The sequence below is a fragment of the Enterococcus sp. 4G2_DIV0659 genome (assembly GCF_002140715.2).
GTDB classification, from domain to species: Bacteria; Bacillota; Bacilli; order Lactobacillales; family Enterococcaceae; genus Enterococcus_L; species Enterococcus_L mansonii.
On the sequence record NZ_NGLE02000001.1, the window covers coordinates 1,213,091 to 1,230,904 of the forward strand.

General features: G+C 37.7%; 12 protein-coding genes. 7 read left to right on the forward strand and 5 right to left on the reverse strand.

Annotated elements, in window-relative coordinates; translation table 11 throughout:
- Positions 1–24: 24 nt before the first annotated feature.
- From A5880_RS05680 to A5880_RS05700, 5 genes are all read right to left on the reverse strand, one after another.
- Entirely contained in the window at positions 25–1,476 is a 1,452-nt protein-coding gene (locus A5880_RS05680; RefSeq protein WP_086331173.1) for a cytosine permease, read from the reverse strand.
- 24 nt (positions 1,477–1,500) lie between these two features.
- Positions 1,501–2,643: an ankyrin repeat domain-containing protein gene (locus tag A5880_RS05685; protein ID WP_086331172.1), complete on the reverse strand. Its 1,143-nt coding sequence runs from the start codon at positions 2,641–2,643 to the stop codon at positions 1,501–1,503.
- A gap of 22 nt (positions 2,644–2,665) precedes the next feature.
- Positions 2,666–4,090: a YlbE family protein gene (locus A5880_RS05690; RefSeq protein ID WP_086331171.1), complete on the reverse strand. Its 1,425-nt coding sequence runs from the start codon at positions 4,088–4,090 to the stop codon at positions 2,666–2,668.
- Entirely contained in the window at positions 4,087–5,637 is a 1,551-nt protein-coding gene (gene fdrA / locus A5880_RS05695) for an acyl-CoA synthetase FdrA (RefSeq protein ID WP_086331170.1), read from the reverse strand. The genes A5880_RS05690 and fdrA overlap by 4 nt, the downstream gene beginning before the upstream one ends.
- 84 nt (positions 5,638–5,721) lie before the next feature.
- Positions 5,722–6,618, reverse strand: coding sequence for an oxamate carbamoyltransferase subunit AllH family protein (locus tag A5880_RS05700; RefSeq protein WP_086331169.1), 897 nt, complete (start codon positions 6,616–6,618; stop codon positions 5,722–5,724).
- A 157-nt stretch (positions 6,619–6,775) separates the two neighbouring features.
- Here A5880_RS05700 and A5880_RS05705 point away from each other — a divergent pair, with 157 nt between their 5' ends.
- The 7 genes from A5880_RS05705 to hutH all read left to right on the forward strand — a co-directional run bounded on the left by A5880_RS05705 (position 6,776) and on the right by hutH (position 17,796).
- On the forward strand, positions 6,776–8,464 hold the full coding sequence (locus A5880_RS05705) for a PucR family transcriptional regulator (protein ID WP_256924831.1): 1,689 nt from the start codon (positions 6,776–6,778) through the stop codon (positions 8,462–8,464).
- 254 nt (positions 8,465–8,718) lie between these two features.
- The gene (locus A5880_RS05710) at positions 8,719–9,966 is read left to right on the forward strand and encodes a dicarboxylate/amino acid:cation symporter (RefSeq protein ID WP_256924830.1); all 1,248 of its coding nucleotides are present in this window, start codon (positions 8,719–8,721) and stop codon (positions 9,964–9,966) included.
- Between the two features lie 50 nt (positions 9,967–10,016).
- The gene (locus A5880_RS05715) at positions 10,017–11,375 is read left to right on the forward strand and encodes a sigma-54 interaction domain-containing protein (RefSeq protein ID WP_086331167.1); all 1,359 of its coding nucleotides are present in this window, start codon (positions 10,017–10,019) and stop codon (positions 11,373–11,375) included.
- Positions 11,376–11,737: 362 nt separating this feature from the next.
- The gene (locus A5880_RS05720) at positions 11,738–13,303 is read left to right on the forward strand and encodes an acyl CoA:acetate/3-ketoacid CoA transferase (protein WP_086331166.1); all 1,566 of its coding nucleotides are present in this window, start codon (positions 11,738–11,740) and stop codon (positions 13,301–13,303) included.
- The gene (locus A5880_RS05725) at positions 13,300–14,517 is read left to right on the forward strand and encodes an L-lactate MFS transporter (RefSeq protein ID WP_086331165.1); all 1,218 of its coding nucleotides are present in this window, start codon (positions 13,300–13,302) and stop codon (positions 14,515–14,517) included. Before A5880_RS05720 ends, A5880_RS05725 begins: the two co-directional genes overlap by 4 nt.
- Positions 14,518–14,531: 14 nt before the next feature.
- Positions 14,532–15,461 carry a nitronate monooxygenase gene (locus tag A5880_RS05730; RefSeq protein WP_086331164.1) on the forward strand — a complete coding sequence of 310 codons (930 nt, stop codon included), beginning with the start codon at positions 14,532–14,534 and terminating at the stop codon, positions 15,459–15,461.
- A gap of 793 nt (positions 15,462–16,254) precedes the next feature.
- Positions 16,255–17,796 carry a histidine ammonia-lyase gene (gene hutH / locus A5880_RS05735; protein ID WP_218776231.1) on the forward strand — a complete coding sequence of 514 codons (1,542 nt, stop codon included), beginning with the start codon at positions 16,255–16,257 and terminating at the stop codon, positions 17,794–17,796.
- Positions 17,797–17,814 lie beyond the last annotated feature (18 nt).

Genomic DNA, 17,814 nt, shown 5'->3' on the forward strand with positions numbered 1-17,814 from the left:
CAGCTATAACCGATTTTTGATAGACTATGCTGTGTAACTCCCTTTTCTTTTCGTTCCTTTACTCCAAATACTATAAACAACAAATGAAAAAATTAATCCTGAGAAAAAAGCAAAGTTATTGATTGTTTTTAACAATGGAATTGCTTGTAAAAAAGCACCCGACATTGTTACTACAAAACTAGTTGCTAAAGTGATCATCGCTTTTTTATTATAACCAGATTCAAATTCACCTAAATCGCCATTTTCAACATAAATGTTGTCTAAATTAATGATTTTTTTATGTTCTACATAAAAACTAGCTAACATAATCCCTGCAATCGGGCCAAACATTGAACCGATAAAGCTATAGAAATAAAATAAGGTAGAAGCATTTTCCACTAATTTCCAAGGCAATATCATCGTACCTATAATTGCAGTCAACACACCTGCTTTTTTTACATCCAATAGTTTGGGAAAGAGAGAAGACATTTGTAACCCCGCTGGAAACAAATTACCAAAAACAACAAAAGCTAAAGCGCCCATATTTAAAGCAAGTATCAGTACAAATACAGCAAATGTGTTATCAATTTTATCAAATGCATTCACAATATTAAAAATTGGTTCTCCAAATGCAATCTGTGTTCCTGCAATCAACCCTACGCACGTAATTGCAAATAAGATATACGAAAGAATGAATCCTAACGGTAAGCCCACGATCATTGCTTTGGTTGTTTTGGCTTTTTGAGTAAAGTCCCCAATATTAACAATTGGGCCTGCCCAATTTGAAACTAAGGCGCTAACACAAGCTATAAATACAATTGGACTTGTGGTTGCATTGGCTGGTGCATAAGATAAGATTGGGCCAAATCCACCAGCAATTTGGATTGTCCAAACAGCCGCACCGATAATAAAGACATATACGATTGGTGAAGACCAATTGCCAAATTTATCCAATACTTTTGTTCCACCTAAAAATAGTGCCACAGTTACACACCAAACAATCAAATAACTAAGCATCGTTGGCGCTGGCATCCCTAGAACCGTCATTCCACCGCCGATATTCATATAGTTTGGAAAAATCCGACTGAATAAAACATCTAACGACTGAGCACTCACCACGCTTTGAGTTCCAAAGAAAACAACACCTGCAATCAAACCACGGCATAACGAAGGAATGATCGCTCCTTTCACTCCAAAAACAGAACGTAATAACATCGGAAACGGCAGCCCGTATTTAGCTGATGCTACGCCATTCAACACATAGAAAACTGAGACAATCACAGCAGACAACATTACTGCTGCTAGTACTTGCTTAGTATTCAAACCTAACAAGAAAAATCCTGCTACTGTCATATAAGAAAGAATATTGTGAACAGCCCCCATCCATAAGGTCACATAATTGAAGATCCCCCAATTTTTATCTGTTCCCGTTTTTGGCAGTAATTCTGTGGAATACGTCGGTGCTGTCGCGATGGTTTGTTTTTCTACTGATTCCATTGTCTTTTCCTCCAATACATTTCTTTAGTTTTTTACTAATTGAAGTGATTGTGCTAGGTGTTCTGAAAATAATGGATTAGCTGGATTAATCTGAATCGCTCGTTCCATTGCTTCAATAGCTTCTTGGTGACGATTCAAACTACGTAGGCTATTTGCTTTATGAAAATAAAAATCAACTCTATCAGGATCGTCTTCCAACAAATTATCCATGATTTTGATTGCCTCTTCATGTTGACCTAATTCTCTTAAAAAATTCGATTTATGATAACGGTAAAAGAAACTACTATCTGTTTCAATTGCTTGATCATATACTTGTAATGCACTATTTATTTCTCCCATCATACGATAACTATTTCCGACATAAAAAGCAAATTGTTTATCTCGTTTTAGCCCTTCTTCATAGTACGCTATCGCTGTAGAATAGTCTTTTAGACGTTGATACGTATAGCCTAAATAATAAAGAACCTCTAAATCCGTTTGGTCTTGTTCTTCCAATATTTTTAGCGCTTGTTTCATTTCTCCTTTGCTTAAAAGCATTCGTATTTCATGGAAACGTACTTCTTCCACTTCCTGTTTATCTATGATGGACACCAAATTCTCGTTAGCACGTTCTTTAGCATAATCAAGGGCATTTTTCCCTTGATCATCGACTTGGGTAACGTCGGCCTGATGCTGAACTAATTCACGAATCACATCCTGATATAAAAAACCACCGTTACCTAAAATCGTTGCTTCTAATAGCGCTGACCACCCCAAACGATTGATGTGATTAACGGGTACACCAGCGTCCAAACATAGCTGGACTGTTCTTAAATAACCTTTTTCACTTGATGGAAGAAGTGCTGTGCCACCAAAACGATTTACTGATGTCAATTCTGCTTTCCCTGATGCTAGGATTTCGCTAACGATCTCGTCAAAACCATTCGCCGCAGCACAAATGAATGGAGTAAGAAACGTGTTATCACGTTGGTTTACATCTGCCCCGAAGATGATCAGCTCTTTGACGATTGGCAAACTATTTTGCTGTACCGCCAGCATTAAAGGTGAACGACCTACTTCGTCTGTTTCAGAAACATTTATGTCTTCATTTAATAGTTGCACAACTTTTTTTAGTTGACCTAAGGCTACAGCCTCAATCAACGATTGATTTTCCTTTACACTATGCATGATTTTACCCCCTTCTCTTCATTTATAATTGTTCACTAAAAGCTATGATTGCTTTTTCAAATGCTTCCATAGGTGGGTGTGTAATACCTGCGCCAATCATACCGATGCCAGCTTCTTTGTGGGCAATCGCTGTATTTATGATAGGTAAGGTATTGGTTTGTATAACTTTTAAACTATCGATCCCTGATGGAATCCCCATGAAGTTTAAGGTTGGAATCGTAATATTAGGATTTTCCGCGGTTGTAATTCCTTGCATCTCTGTAGAAAAACGTAGTGCATCTGCAATTGTTCCGCCAACCAAGGCGACAATTGCTGGCGCTGCTGCCATCGCAAAACCACCAATTCCATAAGTTTCTGTAATCGCACTATCCCCAATATCCAGCCCAGCATCTTCTGGTTTGTATCCCGCAAACATTGGTCCAATTACTTTTTGAGAAGGGCCAACAAACCATGGATTGCCATTAATTCCACTGATATGAATCCCAAACTCAGTACCATTTCTAGCCATCGTTGTCACAACTGTGCTATATGGAATTCCAACCGCTGAATCCAGCGCAGCTTTACACATCGCCATCCAAGTCGGTCCTGAAAAATAATCACTGCTAGCAACAAAATCAAACACTTCTTTCATTTCTTTGATGGAATGATCCGTTTGAATAATATAAGGTGTCAATGCTTGGATCAATAATGTTGTTCCTGCATTATTACGGTTATGACATTCGTCTCCCATGTGCAGCGCTTGAGCCAACATATGTTTCAAATCGATGCCTTCTGGACATAATTTCATCGCATCTTTTAATATTGGACCAAAGACATCTCTCATCCAAATTAATCGTTCGATTACACTTTCGTCATTGGCACCCATGCGTAGAATTTTTGACATTTGTTCACTTAGATTTGTGAAGGCCAAATTTCCGTATGTTTTATTTTCTACGATATGCACATACATCGATGCAGACGTTACACCAGCCATTGATCCTACACATTGATGTTCATGGCATGGTGAGAAAATGATTTCACCAGATGCAGCCACTCTTTCAGCATCTTCTAAGTCAGCCGCTAATCCTTCAAAGACTAGAGCCCCTTTGACAGCTCCTTTCATTGGTCCATTCATTTTAGCCCATGTAATCGGTGGTCCTGCATGTAAAATCGTATTTTTCGTCATCCCTGGAACAACATTAATTGCCTGATCATAGCCAATTAATGAAATTTGTGAAGAAATAATTCGATTGACTGCTTCTTCATTAGCCTTTTTGATTTTCTCCAAATTTTCCGGCATTTCGATTTTTTCTAAAGCAGCTAATATATTTGCTTTACCTTGTCCTGGAGGTGCCCAGTCTAGATAGACTGCTTGTACCTTTTGTTCAATTAATTCTTCTTGAAACGCTTCGATGCCAAGATCAATAATCACTGGCTCTTCTTTAAATAATTTAGTTAGTTTACTCATTGTCCTGCTCCTTTCACGACGAATTCTCTAGCTAATAAACCTGCATTTTGGCTACTGCTAGCATATGTTGCACCAATTGAAGTCAATTTTTCTACTTGTTCATCAATATTTTGTTTGTCTATATCTGTTCCTAAAACATAGCCGATGATTTCTAAATGCCGCCCCTCTTTTGCCGCGTTTTCTTTAGCTGACTTCATCGCCGGCATCATCACGCCAACAGGGTCTGGATGAGCACCATAGCCTAATACAAAATCCATCAAAATCACTCCCACAGTGGGATCCTTTACCTCTTCTTTAAAGCGGGCGATTCGATTGGATGGGTCGATCATTGGATGAGGTTTGCCATTCGTAAATTCATCTGCTCCAAAGTCAATAAATGTATGTGCCTTGCTGACATCGCCAAAATGCAAAAGGTGTTCTTGATCTGAAGCGATATTACTGTAAATATCAGAAAATCGTTCTTTGGCTGTAAACATCGCCTCATCACAAAGTGTTCCACCTGTAAATAACCCTCGAATATATTTTTGATTGGGCGCCAATTTTTCTCGAACTTCATCAATTAAAGCCAGATTCAACGGATGTACATCTATACTGTTTCGATCAATTCCAGCCAGCGTTACAGCTTTTAAAGCCGCCTCTTTAGACATTTTTTCAAAGTAGATACCCTCTTCATTTGTACGTATTTCGCTACCGATAAACCAGATAACAATCGGTTTGGTCGTTTTTCTTGCTTTAATAAGAATTTTTTCTTCTACTGTTTTTGCTGGTGGTTTTGAAACTAAAACAATAACTTTTGTATCTGGGTCTGCTTCTAAAGCATCAATCCCATCCAACATCATTCTTCCTCCAACCTCTTCACTTAAGTCACGCCCACCAGTACCGATCAATTGAGAGACGCCTTCACCAAATTCATGAATACGAACACTGATTTCCTGACTGCCTGTTCCAGAAGCCCCTACAATCCCAATACTGCCTCTCCGTACATGATTAGCAAAACATAACCCCACATTATTGATGATTGCTGTGCCACAATCCGGTCCCATCATTAGCAAGCCTTTTTCATGAGCCAAATCCTTTAACTGGACTTCTTCTTCTACACTGACATTGTCACTAAACATCATGACGTGTAAATCATTATTTAATGCTTTTTTCGCTTCACGAGCAGCATATTGACCATTGACAGAAATCACTGCTATATTCGCTTCTGGAATAGCTTTTTTCGCTGATTCTATGGTTGTATACGTTTCAATCGTTTGACTGGTATTTTTTTCTTTTTTCTCAGTCATTAGCGTTTCGATTTTTCCCATCAATTCAGCTGAATTTTCCTCATCTGTAGTATCTAGAGCAATGATCAAATCACTCGTCTGCGCTTGGGCAACTTCGGCTGTAAATAACCCTACATTTTTCATAACCTCTTTATTCATTTCTGTCGCCATTGCAATAATTGCTTGGTCAACACCTGACAATTGATTCGCTTTTGTAGATAAAGCCATTAGCGAAACGGAATCAATGTAAGTATTGGGTTGAATTTTGATGCTGATTGTCATTTGAATTCCTCCTTGTTTAATAAACGTGTAGTGAACTTGGTAGAAAAGTGTTTGAGACGCGTTTGCCTCATTCAATTCTATGTTTTATTTGAAAGTACCTTGCAAATCCAAAGTTAATTTAATCCCTGCCAACATTCCTGATAACATATCTCCTCCTGACGTTGCTCCTATCAATAAGACCGCAGCCATTTTCTCCTTCAACACATCTTGTCTTTCTCCATAAAATAATTCTTCTAAGAACAACCCGATTCGCTCACGAGCAACGCCTTTAATTGCCCAATCTAATGTAGAAAAACTAATAATATTCGTTCTTTTTTTTAGTGTGTAGCGACTATTGATCAGCCATTGTTGTAACGAATGATAGGGATAATTTGTAGTTGTAAAAATAAGAGCTAAACCAACCAAAAAATCATCACCAGAAGGGGTCAACCCAGGGCCTAAGCCAATTAAACGATTCAATTGTTTCATTGCTTGGAATAATTGTTTTTCTTTTAAATACATCAATAATTGGTTCGACTCGTTCCAAAGCATCGAATAAATCATTTTTTCATAAGCCGTTCCTTTCGGATTTAACAAATAACCGCTAGCATCGTTTATCTCCTCAAGCCATTTATTCACAAGGAGTACTCGTTCATTAAGTCTTGAATACTCTTGTTTTTTCGGAAATTCGATGTTGGGATACTGCCATTCATTCACATTTTTAAGCTCGATTCTAGCAACTTTGTCAATTACTAATTGTCCTTCTTTAATGAAAACTGACGTTTCAACAGTTAGATGAGGTGGATCATTAAAAAAACTTGATACTCGTAAAGTATTGGGCACATTATCTAATTCGGCAGCAGCGATTGTATACAATTCGCCAGAGTTACTAATAATATTTATCGTTCGGTTAAATATACTGTGGACTTCTCCTTTCCATTGTTTATTTTGAACTATAGACAAGAAATTTCGTTCTCCAGATAGAGATTGATACGTATGCATCTCATTCACCTACTTGGTCTCTATATTTTCTTTACACTGTAAATTTACAGTAAGAAAGCCTTTTCAAACACAGATAGAGTAGCTGAATATTTTCGTTTATAGTTGTATACTTTGACCAACTATCTTATAGTTAAAGTAATTATTAGGTAGTAGAAAGATGGTGTTACTATTGTTAACGGTCAAACATTTCTTGCAGCTTCCTTCTTTCAAAGCATTCCACTTGGTTGCTGGACAAAAAGGAATTAAAAATGAAATCACTGGTGTCAATATTTTAGATAATCCAGATGCTTCAGATTGGTTATCAGCTGGAGAATTATTGATTACTTCTGGTTATTTTTTCAGCGAAAATACTGAGATTCAGCAACGATTTATTCGGCGGTTTAAAGAAATAAATTGTTCTGCAATTTGCATCAAACCTCATATCTATTTAAAAGAGATTCCAGAGAGCATACGCAAGTTAGCTGATGAATTAGCTTTACCAATTATAGAAATTCCTTACGGTATCGCCTTTTCTAAAATCATGAATATCGTTATGGCAGAAATCTCAGGTCGAAGGGATCAATTAAACCAAGCCTCTCTAGATATTCATTCACAATTTTTTGAGATTTCATTGCATGGCGGCGGAATGAAAAAAATCGCTGCAGGTTTAGCTCAAATGATACACAATCCAGTTGTTTTAGTTGATACAGATTGGACGGTGACAGCTGTGAGCGATCGCGAACAACCGCTAATTCAAGAAACAATCAAACAAACAGGAGATACCTTTACTTTTCCTATCCAAACCTTTACCGATCTACCAACAAATTTTGAACGTATCCAAAAACCTTTTACCCGCTCACTTTCAGTTAAAGAAAGTGACTATCCATGTGTGATCATGCCTGTTTATTTTGACACGATCCATTACGGTTTTATTCTGGTTTATCAAATTGAACGTCCACTAACAGATCTTGATTATGTCGCTTTAGAAAATGGATCAATGGCGTTTGCCTTAGAACAGATGCGGTTATTTGAAATTGAACGGACCGAAAATAGAATCCGTCGCGATTTTTTTGATCAATTATTATCTGGGCAAATCAAAGACTTAGACACTTTAGCAACATATGATACAACGATTGATCCACGTTTGAATTATACAGTGTTGATTTTTTCGGTTCAGACATTAGGAAATCCAGCTGATTCTTTGATGCAGAAAAAACAAATGGAAGATCGATTAATGAAAGGCTTACTTTCTTCATTGACGACTTACACGACCAATCGTTTCCCTCATCTCCATTTATTTAGTCGGAAAAATCAATTAGTACTGCTATTAGGGACAGATCCATCGCTAAGCTCTTTAAAAACCCATAATGAACTATCAGATACAGCTGAACGAATCCGCATGTATTTGGAACAACAAGGAAAAGCAGAACGAGATATCTTTTGCACTATTGGCTCAACCTTGCCGATTCTATCGTTATCCCAAAGTTTTGAAGAGGCAAAAAAAGTCATTCAGTTACTTGAAGATGACTCAAAAGAAGAGAAGATCTATTTTTTTAATGATTTCTACTTCGATTCATTTTTAGTAGACTCGATTTCAAAAGAACAAGGGAAAAAATTCTATACCCATTATTTAAATACCTTATTAACCTACGACCAAAAAAATAAAACAAGCTTCACCCCAACATTAAAAGCATACCTAGCCCATCATTTAAATATCGCTACAACATCTAGAGCTTTGTTTATCCATCGAAATACATTGTTGTACCGAATTGAAAAGATTAAAGGATTACTGCCTGTAGATTTAGAAGAGGAAAAAAATACTTTTGCCCTACAGTTAGCATTGAAATTATATGAATTACATCGTTAGGCTGTTCAACAATAACAAAGCTTTTTCAGTTTTTGTTACTGTTGAATAGTTCTTTTCTAATTTACTAAAACGATTACATAAAATTGGCGGAAGATGTAGACGTGACCATGTAAGCATGTTATATTGACTATGTATCTGAAACTATTCAGTAGAAAGCACACTCGATTGTGAATGAAATCACATTCTTTTCACTCCTAAATAAGTGATTCCAACCTAAATCACTAAAAAATAAAGTAACACTTGGAGGAAGAATGATGAAATTTATCAAAAACTATCAAAGTTCATTGAAACTTTTAGCTGGTATAGCCGTTGGAGCTTTTATTGGCGTTTTCTTTAGTGATTTAGCACTACTGTTGGAACCTGTGGGACGCTTATTTTTAAATGTTATTTTTGTATTGATTGTCCCTTTAGTTTTTTGTAGTATGACTTTGGCAGTCGCTAGTAACAAGAGTTTGGAACGAATCAAAAAAATACTAAGTTTCACCCTAGTGACTTTTCTACTAACAACATTAGTTGCAGTCATTTTGATGTACCTTGCAACATTGATTTATAATCCATTTGCTGACATTGATACAGGTCAATTCACCGAATTAATGGACCAAACGATAAGCGCTGAACCAAAATCATTGCCTATGGTTATTGTAGATACCATTACAGTTGGTAACTTTTTAGACTTATTTGATAAAAGTCATTTATTAGCACTTATTTTATTTTCCCTTTTCTTTGGTATCACATTGTCATCAATTGGTGAAAAGGCTACAGCCTTAACAAATGTGATTACTGCAGCAAATGACGTGATCATGAAGATGATTACCCTTGTTATGGGCTTTGCACCGATTGGTTTAGGTTCTTATTTTGCTTATACTTTAGGGAATCTAGGCCCCAAAATTTTGGGTGGTTATTTAAAAAGCCTCATTCTTTTTATCATTATATGCTGCATTTATTATGTATTTGTCTTGTCGATTTATGCGTATATGAGTGGCGGTATCTATCGCTTAAAAGAGTATTGGAAAAATATTTTCAACCCTTCTTTACAGGCTTTAGGGACTAGCTCCAGTGCAGCTTGCATTCCAGTTAATTTAGCAGCTTTAAAAAAAATCGGTGTCCCCGAAGATATTCGAGAAACCGTAATTTCCCTTGGTGCCAATATTCATAAAGATGGTTCAGCCATGAGTGGTGTTTTACAAGTTGTTTTATTATTTACGTTATTTGATCGAGATCTTGGTACGCCAACTTCTGCTCTTTCTATTATCGCCGGTGGTTTTTTAGTTGGAGTGGTTATGGGGTCGATTCCAAGCGGTGGGTTTACAGCGGAAGTACTCTTAGTTGCGCTCTTTGGATTCCCTGTAGAAGTAATCCCTGTTATTGCGGTGATTACTACAATTACCGATATGACAGCAACCGTTATTAATTCCACCAGTAATATCACCTGCGCCATGATGGTTCAACGGATTGTCGAAAAGAATAAATACTACGAACAAGTACAACTGCCCAGTGAATAAATACAGACTCTTTTCTCATTCTTAACCTAAGCAAGATAAGGAGAATCTATATGACAAAAACTGTGACAAAATTGATGAATGAAGATATCACTACTCTTTTTGTAACAGATGGTGAAGGCAACATCTTACTTGCTAATGAATTTACCGCAATGACTTTAGGTATGCCTTTAAATGATTTATTAAATTCTAATGTTTATGATTTAGTCGCGACAAATATCTATAATGCATCAGCGACGATTGAAACGTTAAAAACACATAAAAGTGCAAATGTTAATTTAACTACACAAGCAGGTTATCAAATTAATTCAAAATCTAATCCAATTTTTTACCCAGATGGCACCTTACATTTAGTTGTAACAAAGTCAGACCCATTAACTGAAGAAGAAGTGAAACAATGGACTGAAGATGTGCAACCCATCGTAGCCGAAGAGCATTCTTACACACCAAATGATATTTCTGGTGTTATCGCTGAAAGTTTAGAAATGAAGCGTGTCTTACGTGTGTGTAAACAGGTTTCTAAATACAATAGCCGCATTTTACTATTGGGAGAATCTGGTGTAGGTAAAGAAGTTGTGGCAAATTACATCCACCAGCATAGCCCATTAGCAGATAATGCTTTTATCGCTGTAAACTGTGCCGCTATTCCAGATAGTTTATTCGAGTCTGAATTTTTTGGCTATGAAAAAGGAACCTTTACAGGAGCCAAAGAAGGCAAAATGGGCTTGATCGAAGCGGCTAACGGCGGAACGTTATTTCTTGATGAAATTTCTGAAATGCCTTTAGACTTGCAAGCAAAATTGTTGCGAGCATTAGAAACGATGGTCATTCGTCGTGTTGGAGGTCTGGAAGAAATTCCCGTTTCGTTCCGTCTGATTTCAGCATCTAATCAGGATATTCTTACCTTAGTCGAACAAGGGAAGTTTCGACGAGATCTTTATTATCGTATCAATGCGATCCCTGTCTTGATTCCACCTTTAAGAGAACGAAAAAAAGATGTGCTCGCTCTAGCAAACCATTTTATTGAACAATTTAATGCTTATTATCATCATGACGTAACATTAACAGCCCAACATATTAAACACTTGATTACCTCTGACTGGCCAGGGAATGTGAGGGAATTAAAAAATTATATTGAATATCTTGTTGTTACAGCTGATCTTGAGTTACCTTCTATTGGATATCAACAAGAACACGAAACAAAGGCTTCAAATGAAGAGCTATTGTCCTTGACTGCTGAAACATCAACCTATCAAGAATTTATCGCTTATGTAGAGACGATTTATTTTAAACAGCATTTGAACGCACACCATTGGAATATCAGTCAAACTGCCGAAACGACCCACGTCAGCCGACCATTCATTTATAAAAAAATTACTGAATTAGCCTTGGAACAAACAGATACACTTTAAGAATATTTAAAGTTTAAGTGTAAACGAACATTACACTTGAACTTTTTTTATTTTGTTGATTCCCTTTATTGGCGCACAAAAAAAATAAAGGCTTAATTAAAGTCACAAGTACTGACAACACGCCTTAATAACCAGAAAAAAATTGGTAAAACCTTCATTGATAAATTCTTTTTTATAAAGTTGGCACACTACTTGCTTTATAGAAAGCTGTAAAAGAATACATGTGATCAAATTCACTATATATTGTTTTTCTACTGAAAAAATAGCATCACCCTGATACAAAGAGGTAGAGTTAGGTTGCTTTATCCCTTTGTATAGAATTTCCCATCTCAAAAAAATTATTGAAAGAAAGGAAGTTACATGTGAAAGTAATCACTAAAAAAGAAGCAGCACAGCTAATTAAGGACAATGATACTCTGGCTTTTAGCGGTTTTGAATTGGCTTGTGCGAATGAAGAAGTAGCGATTGCTCTAGAGCAACGTTTTCTAGAAACAGGCTCTCCTAAGAATTTGACTGTCATGCATTCAAGTTGTTGGGGCGACCGTAAAGAAAAAGGAATGTCTCATCTTTCCCACAAGCAATTATTAAAACGATGGATTGGCGGAATTGTCAAAGCTTCATCGCCTGCATTATCTGAAATGATCCAAAATAATGAATGCGAAGCTTACAATCTCCCTCAAGGTGTTTTAGCCCAGCTTTACCGTGAAATTGCAGCTAAAAGACCAGGTCTGATTACAAAAATCGGTTTAGAAACCTACATTGATCCTCGTATTGAAGGCGGAAAAATGAATGAAGTTACCACAGAGGACTTAGTGAAAGTCATCGATCTACTAGATGAGGAATGGATGTTCTATCCGTCTTTCCCGATTCAAGTTGGCTTAATTCGTGGAACATACGCGGATGAAAATGGCAATTTAACGTTAGGTAAAGAAGGACTGCACATGGAAGTTCTTCCAATCGCTCAAGCCGTTCATAATAGCGGTGGCATCGTGATTGCCCAAGTAGAAAAAATCGTAAAAAATGAAACTCTTCATCCTAAAGATGTCCGTGTTCCCGGCATTTTGATTGATTATCTTGTTGTATCGGAACCGGAAAATCATTTTCAAACTGGCACAACTCAGTTTGAACCAGCCTTTAGTGGCGATGTCAAAATCCCATTAGCCGATGTACCACCTTTACCACTAGATGCTCGTAAAGTCATTGCTCGTCGGGCAGCGATGGAACTTAAACCTGAGACAGTTCTAAATTTAGGTGTGGGTATTCCTGTGAATGTCTCCATTGTCGCAGCGGAAGAAAAGGTCAGTGATCGCTTTATTTTAACAACAGAAGCAGGAACTATCGGTGGTATTCCTGCTGGTTTGAAAGATTTTGGTCATGCCTATAATCCTGAGATGATTATTGATCATCATTCACAATTTGATTTTTATGATGGCGGAGGTCTTGATTTATCTGTCTTAGGTCTAGCTGAAGCAGATCAATCTGGAAATGTTAACGTCAGCAAGTTAGGTAGTCAGGTGATTGGGTGCGGTGGATTTATCAATATTTCTCAAACAGCTAAGAAATTAATTTTTACCGGAACGTTTACAGCAGGTGGGTTAAAAACAGCCGTAGCTAATGGCAAATTAACTATTCTAGAAGAAGGACGAAATAAAAAATTCGTTCAAGCAGTTAATCAAATCACCTTTAACGGCGGCTTTTCAGCTAAAAATAATCAAGAAGTTCTATTTGTAACAGAACGAGCTGTATTTGAACTAGCTCACGGCGAATTAGTCTTAACTGAAATCGCTCCTGGTGTTGATCTTGAAAAGGACGTTTTGGCACAGATGGAATTTCCTGTCAAACTAGCTGAGAACCTAAAAGAGATGCCAGCAGAACTTTTCCAAGAAAACTGGGGAAAATTGGCAGAAATAATGGAGGCTAATGTATGAGTACAGAACAATCGCTTCCTAAAGTCAATCGCTGGGCTGTTTTATTTGCTTCTGTAGGAATTATTTTTTGTCAAGGTGGAATCTATGCTTTCAGTGTCTTCGCTACACCGATCGCAAAAGCACATGGCTGGGACGTTGCTGACGTGATGATTGCTTTTACGATTGCCATTTCCATCTCACCAATTCCAATGGTGATCGGCGGAAGAATTTCGGACAAAGGAAAATCTAAAGAGCTGATTTTATTTAGTTCGATGTTATTGGCAGCAGCATTTATTTTAACTGGTTTTGCTACGACAAAATGGATGCTGTATGTCACCTATGGTTTATTAGGCGGTTTTGGATTAAATCTTGGTTATATCGCTTGTATTAATAATGCGATTCGCTTTTTCCCAGATAAAAAAGGGTTATGTTCTGGTTTGGTCATTACAGGTATTGGTCTTGGTACAACGGTATTTGCGCCATTATCGGCTTGGATGATCGAACAATTTGATATTAAGATGACCTTTGTAATTTTGGGTATCGTTTATGCTGGGATTTCTCTTGTTTGTTCCCTAATCATTCAAAATGCACCAATTGAAAAAGAATCAGAAGAAATAAATGAGCAACCAGCAGAAAAAAATTACACTTGGCAGCAAATGATTAAGCATCCACTCTTTTATATCATCGTTTTAATGTATGCAGCTGGCGGCTTTTCTGGATTGATGATTTCATCGAATGCGGCGGATATCGGTCAAAATATGTTTGAGTTGACTCCCATTGTCGCAGCAACATTTGTCAGCGTCTATGCCTTAAGCAACTGTTTAGGACGTGTTATCTGGGGTGCCTTATCCGATAAAATCAACAGAACCAATACCATGATGTTGATTTTCGCTTGTATTAGCTTGTCTTTACTGGCTTTTATCTTTTTACATTCGGTTATTGGTTTTGCTATTGGGATGATTGGATTAGGCCTTTGTGAAGGTGGGGTTGCTGCAGTTATGCCACCTATTACAATCGAAAGTTTTGGTAATAAAAATCAAGGCGTCAATTATTCCTTCATCTTTGCTGGGTATTCGATTGCTTCAATGGTTGCCCCGAGATTGTCAGCAATGATTGGCGAAAATAACGATGGGAACTTTACACAAGCGTTTATCATCGGTTTAGCTTTAGCGATTGCAGGGATCCTCTTTACATTTATTTATAAACAAATAAAAAGGAATCAGATACTAAATTAAAAGGAGTCGAGAAAATGACACGGATAACAGAAACTTTAGGAATCAAATACCCGATTTTCCAAGGAGCAATGGCGCAAATTTCGAAATATCAATTAGCTGCGGCTGTTTCAAATGCTGGAGGTCTTGGCATTATTGCTTCTGGCGGGATGAGCGATGAACAACTACGGGAAGAAATCAGAAATTGTAAAAAACATACGGATAAACCTTTCGCTGTCAATCTAATGCTAATGGCGCCAAATGTTCCCGAGTTGATTGAAGTCATTGTCGATGAAGGGGTAAAAATCATTACTACAGGTGCTGGCACACCGAAAAAATATATGCCGATTTTTGATAAAGCAGGTATCAAAGTCATTCCTGTTGTGCCAAGTGCAGCAATTGCAAAGAAAATGGAAGATATAGGCGCAACAGCCGTTGTTGCTGAAGGTTCAGAAGCTGGTGGACATATTGGAGAGTTATCCACGATGGTCTTATTGCCACAAGTTGTTGACGCTGTGTCCATTCCAGTTATTGCAGCCGGCGGGATTGGTACAGGAAAAAATATAGCCGCAGCTTATGTACTGGGTGCTAGCGGGGTTCAGATGGGCACAGCCTTCATGTTAGCTGAAGAATGTCCAATTCCAGCAAACGTCAAAGAATTTATCGCCAATGCAAAGGAAATGGATACCGCAGTTACTGGACGTAATGGCGGAGCTCCAGTGAGAAGTTTGAAAAATAAAATGATCGAACAATACATCCAATGGGAAAAAGACAACATGCCTCGTGAACAGCTAGAAGAATTAACGATGGGATCAGCTCGTAAAGCAGCTGCTGGTGACATCGAGAATGGCTCGGTTATGGCGGGACAAGTTTCTGGCTTACTTCATCAAGTGAAACCAGCGAAACAATTAATTGAAGATGTATTGAATGACGCACACGCAGCACTTAGAAACGTTGAGATTAGTTAGTAACGTTCACCCGTTGGACAAAGGTTTTACGCTTTTCATTATCTAGCTTCGCAGGCTACCCTCTCGGAAAAAAGATAAAATCCGATTGTGGTCAAAAGCGCCACTCTCTGATTTTCCTATTTTTCTGTCGAGGATAAACGAGTACTTTACGCTTTTCATTATCTAGCTTCGCAGGCTATCCTCTCGGAAAAAAGACAAAATCCGATTGTGGCTAAAAGCGCCACTCTCTGATTTTCCTATTTTTCTGTCGAGGATAAACGAGTACTTTACGCTTTTCATTATCTAGCTTCGCAGGCTACCCTCTCGGAAAAAAGACAAAATCCGATTGTGGTCAAAAGCGCCACTCTCTGATTTTCCTATTTTTCTGTCGAGGATAAACGAGTACTTTACGCTTTTTATTATCTAGCTTCGCAGGCTATCCTCTCGGAAAAAAGACAAAATCCGATTGTGGCTAAAAGCGCCACTCTCTGATTTTCCTATTTTTCTGTCGAGGATAAACGAGTACTTTACGCTTTTCATTATCTAGCTTCGCAGGCTACCCTCTCGGAAAAAAGACAAAATCCGATTGTGGTCAAAAGCGCCACTCTCTGATTTTCCTATTTTTCTGTCGAGGATAAACGAGTACTTTACGCTTTTTATTATCTAGCTTCGCAGGCTATCCTCTCGGAAAAAAGACAAAATCCGATTGTGGCCAAAAGCGCCACTCTCTGATTTTCCTATTTTTCTGTCGAGGATAAACGAGCCTGCTACGCTTTTAAATTTAGGAGGAAAAAATATGTCAAAAGCACAAACAATCAAACATGTAGTATTAACAGGAAATGATTTAACATTAGATGAATTGGTCGCAGTATCGCGGTTTAATGCAACAGTATCTATCAGTGAAGAAGCTGTTGAAGAGGTAAAACGTTCTCGTAAAATTGTTGATGAGATTGTTGAAGAAGAGCGTGTTACTTACGGAATCAACACTGGGTTCGGTTCATTATGTAATGTGTCGATTTCAAAAGAAGATTCTGTTCAGTTACAAGAAAACTTGATTCGCACTCACGCTTGTGGATATGGTGATCCCTTCTCGACAGATATCGTTCGCGGAATTATGGTAATTCGTGCCAATTCTTTAACAAAAGGTTATTCAGGTATTCGTTTAGAAGTCATTGAAAAATTGATTGAGATGTTAAACAATCACGTGCATCCAATTATTCCAGAAAAAGGTTCATTAGGAGCTTCTGGTGATTTAGCTCCGTTATCTCATATGGTTTTACCGATTCTAGGGTTAGGTGAAGCGGAGTATAAAGGTGAGGTTTGTGACGGAAAAGAAGCGATGACAAAAGCGGGTATCGCTACAATGTCATTGGCTGCTAAAGAAGGATTAGCCTTAATCAACGGAACACAAGCTTTAACTGCAACTGGTGCTTTAGCCGTTTATGATGCGATTCGTTTATTGAAAGTCAGCGATGTGGCTGGTGCTTTATCAATTGAAGTGCATAACGGAATCATTGATGCTTTTAAAGAAGCGTTACACGTGATTCGTCCTCAAGCTGGACAAGTTATTACTGCTGAAAATATGCGCCATTTATTAGAAGGAAGTACCTTTGTTACTCACCAAGGAGAACTACGTGTTCAAGATGCATACTCTCTAAGATGTATTCCGCAAATTCATGGTGCCAGTAAAGATGCCATTCGTTTCGTTGAAGATAAAGTCGAAATTGAAATCAATTCAGTGACAGATAACCCAATTATCACTCGTGACAAAGAAGCCATTTCTGGCGGGAATTTCCATGGTCAACCAATGGCACTTCCGTTTGATTTCTTAGGTATTTCAGTCGCTGAAATTGCTAATGTTTCAGAACGTCGTTTAGAGCGTTTAGTCAATGCCTCACATAATCGTTTAAGCTCATTCTTAGTTGCGAAAAGTGGGCTAAACTCTGGCTTTATGATTACTCAATACGCAGCTGCAGCTTTAGTATCAGAAAATAAAATCTTAGCACATCCAGCTTCTGTGGATTCCATTCCATCTTGTGAAAACCAAGAAGATCTAGTAAGTATGGGGACAATCGCTGCACGTAAAGCGAAAAGTATCAATCAAAATACTTCTCGTGTCGTTGCAACTGAAGTATTAGCTGCTTGTCAGGCCATCGACATGAGAAAAGCGCAAGACCCAAGTTTCAAACTAGGAAAAGGAACACAAGCTGCCTATGATGTTGTCCGTAAACATTGTGGTTTCCTAGAAGAAGATAAAAACATTGAGATGTATAAAGAATTAGATATTATCACTAATTTGATCATGAACGATGAATTTATCGATGCTGTGGAAAATGTTGTTTCAGTAAACTACTAAAAATAAAACAACATTTCT

What these genes read in the sequence shown, in the direction of transcription:
- A5880_RS05700 (WP_086331169.1), bottom strand. Translation starts at nt 6,618, where the DNA reads ATGCATACGTATCAATCTCTATCTGGAGAACGAAATTTCTTGTCTATA.
- A5880_RS05705 (WP_256924831.1), top strand. Translation starts at nt 6,776, where the DNA reads ATGGTGTTACTATTGTTAACGGTCAAACATTTCTTGCAGCTTCCTTCT.
- A5880_RS05715 (WP_086331167.1), top strand. Translation starts at nt 10,017, where the DNA reads ATGACAAAAACTGTGACAAAATTGATGAATGAAGATATCACTACTCTT.
- A5880_RS05690 (WP_086331171.1), bottom strand. Translation starts at nt 4,090, where the DNA reads ATGAGTAAACTAACTAAATTATTTAAAGAAGAGCCAGTGATTATTGAT.
- A5880_RS05730 (WP_086331164.1), top strand. Translation starts at nt 14,532, where the DNA reads ATGACACGGATAACAGAAACTTTAGGAATCAAATACCCGATTTTCCAA.
- A5880_RS05680 (WP_086331173.1), bottom strand. Translation starts at nt 1,476, where the DNA reads ATGGAATCAGTAGAAAAACAAACCATCGCGACAGCACCGACGTATTCC.
- A5880_RS05685 (WP_086331172.1), bottom strand. Translation starts at nt 2,643, where the DNA reads ATGCATAGTGTAAAGGAAAATCAATCGTTGATTGAGGCTGTAGCCTTA.
- fdrA (WP_086331170.1), bottom strand. Translation starts at nt 5,637, where the DNA reads ATGACAATCAGCATCAAAATTCAACCCAATACTTACATTGATTCCGTT.
- A5880_RS05725 (WP_086331165.1), top strand. Translation starts at nt 13,300, where the DNA reads ATGAGTACAGAACAATCGCTTCCTAAAGTCAATCGCTGGGCTGTTTTA.
- A5880_RS05710 (WP_256924830.1), top strand. Translation starts at nt 8,719, where the DNA reads ATGAAATTTATCAAAAACTATCAAAGTTCATTGAAACTTTTAGCTGGT.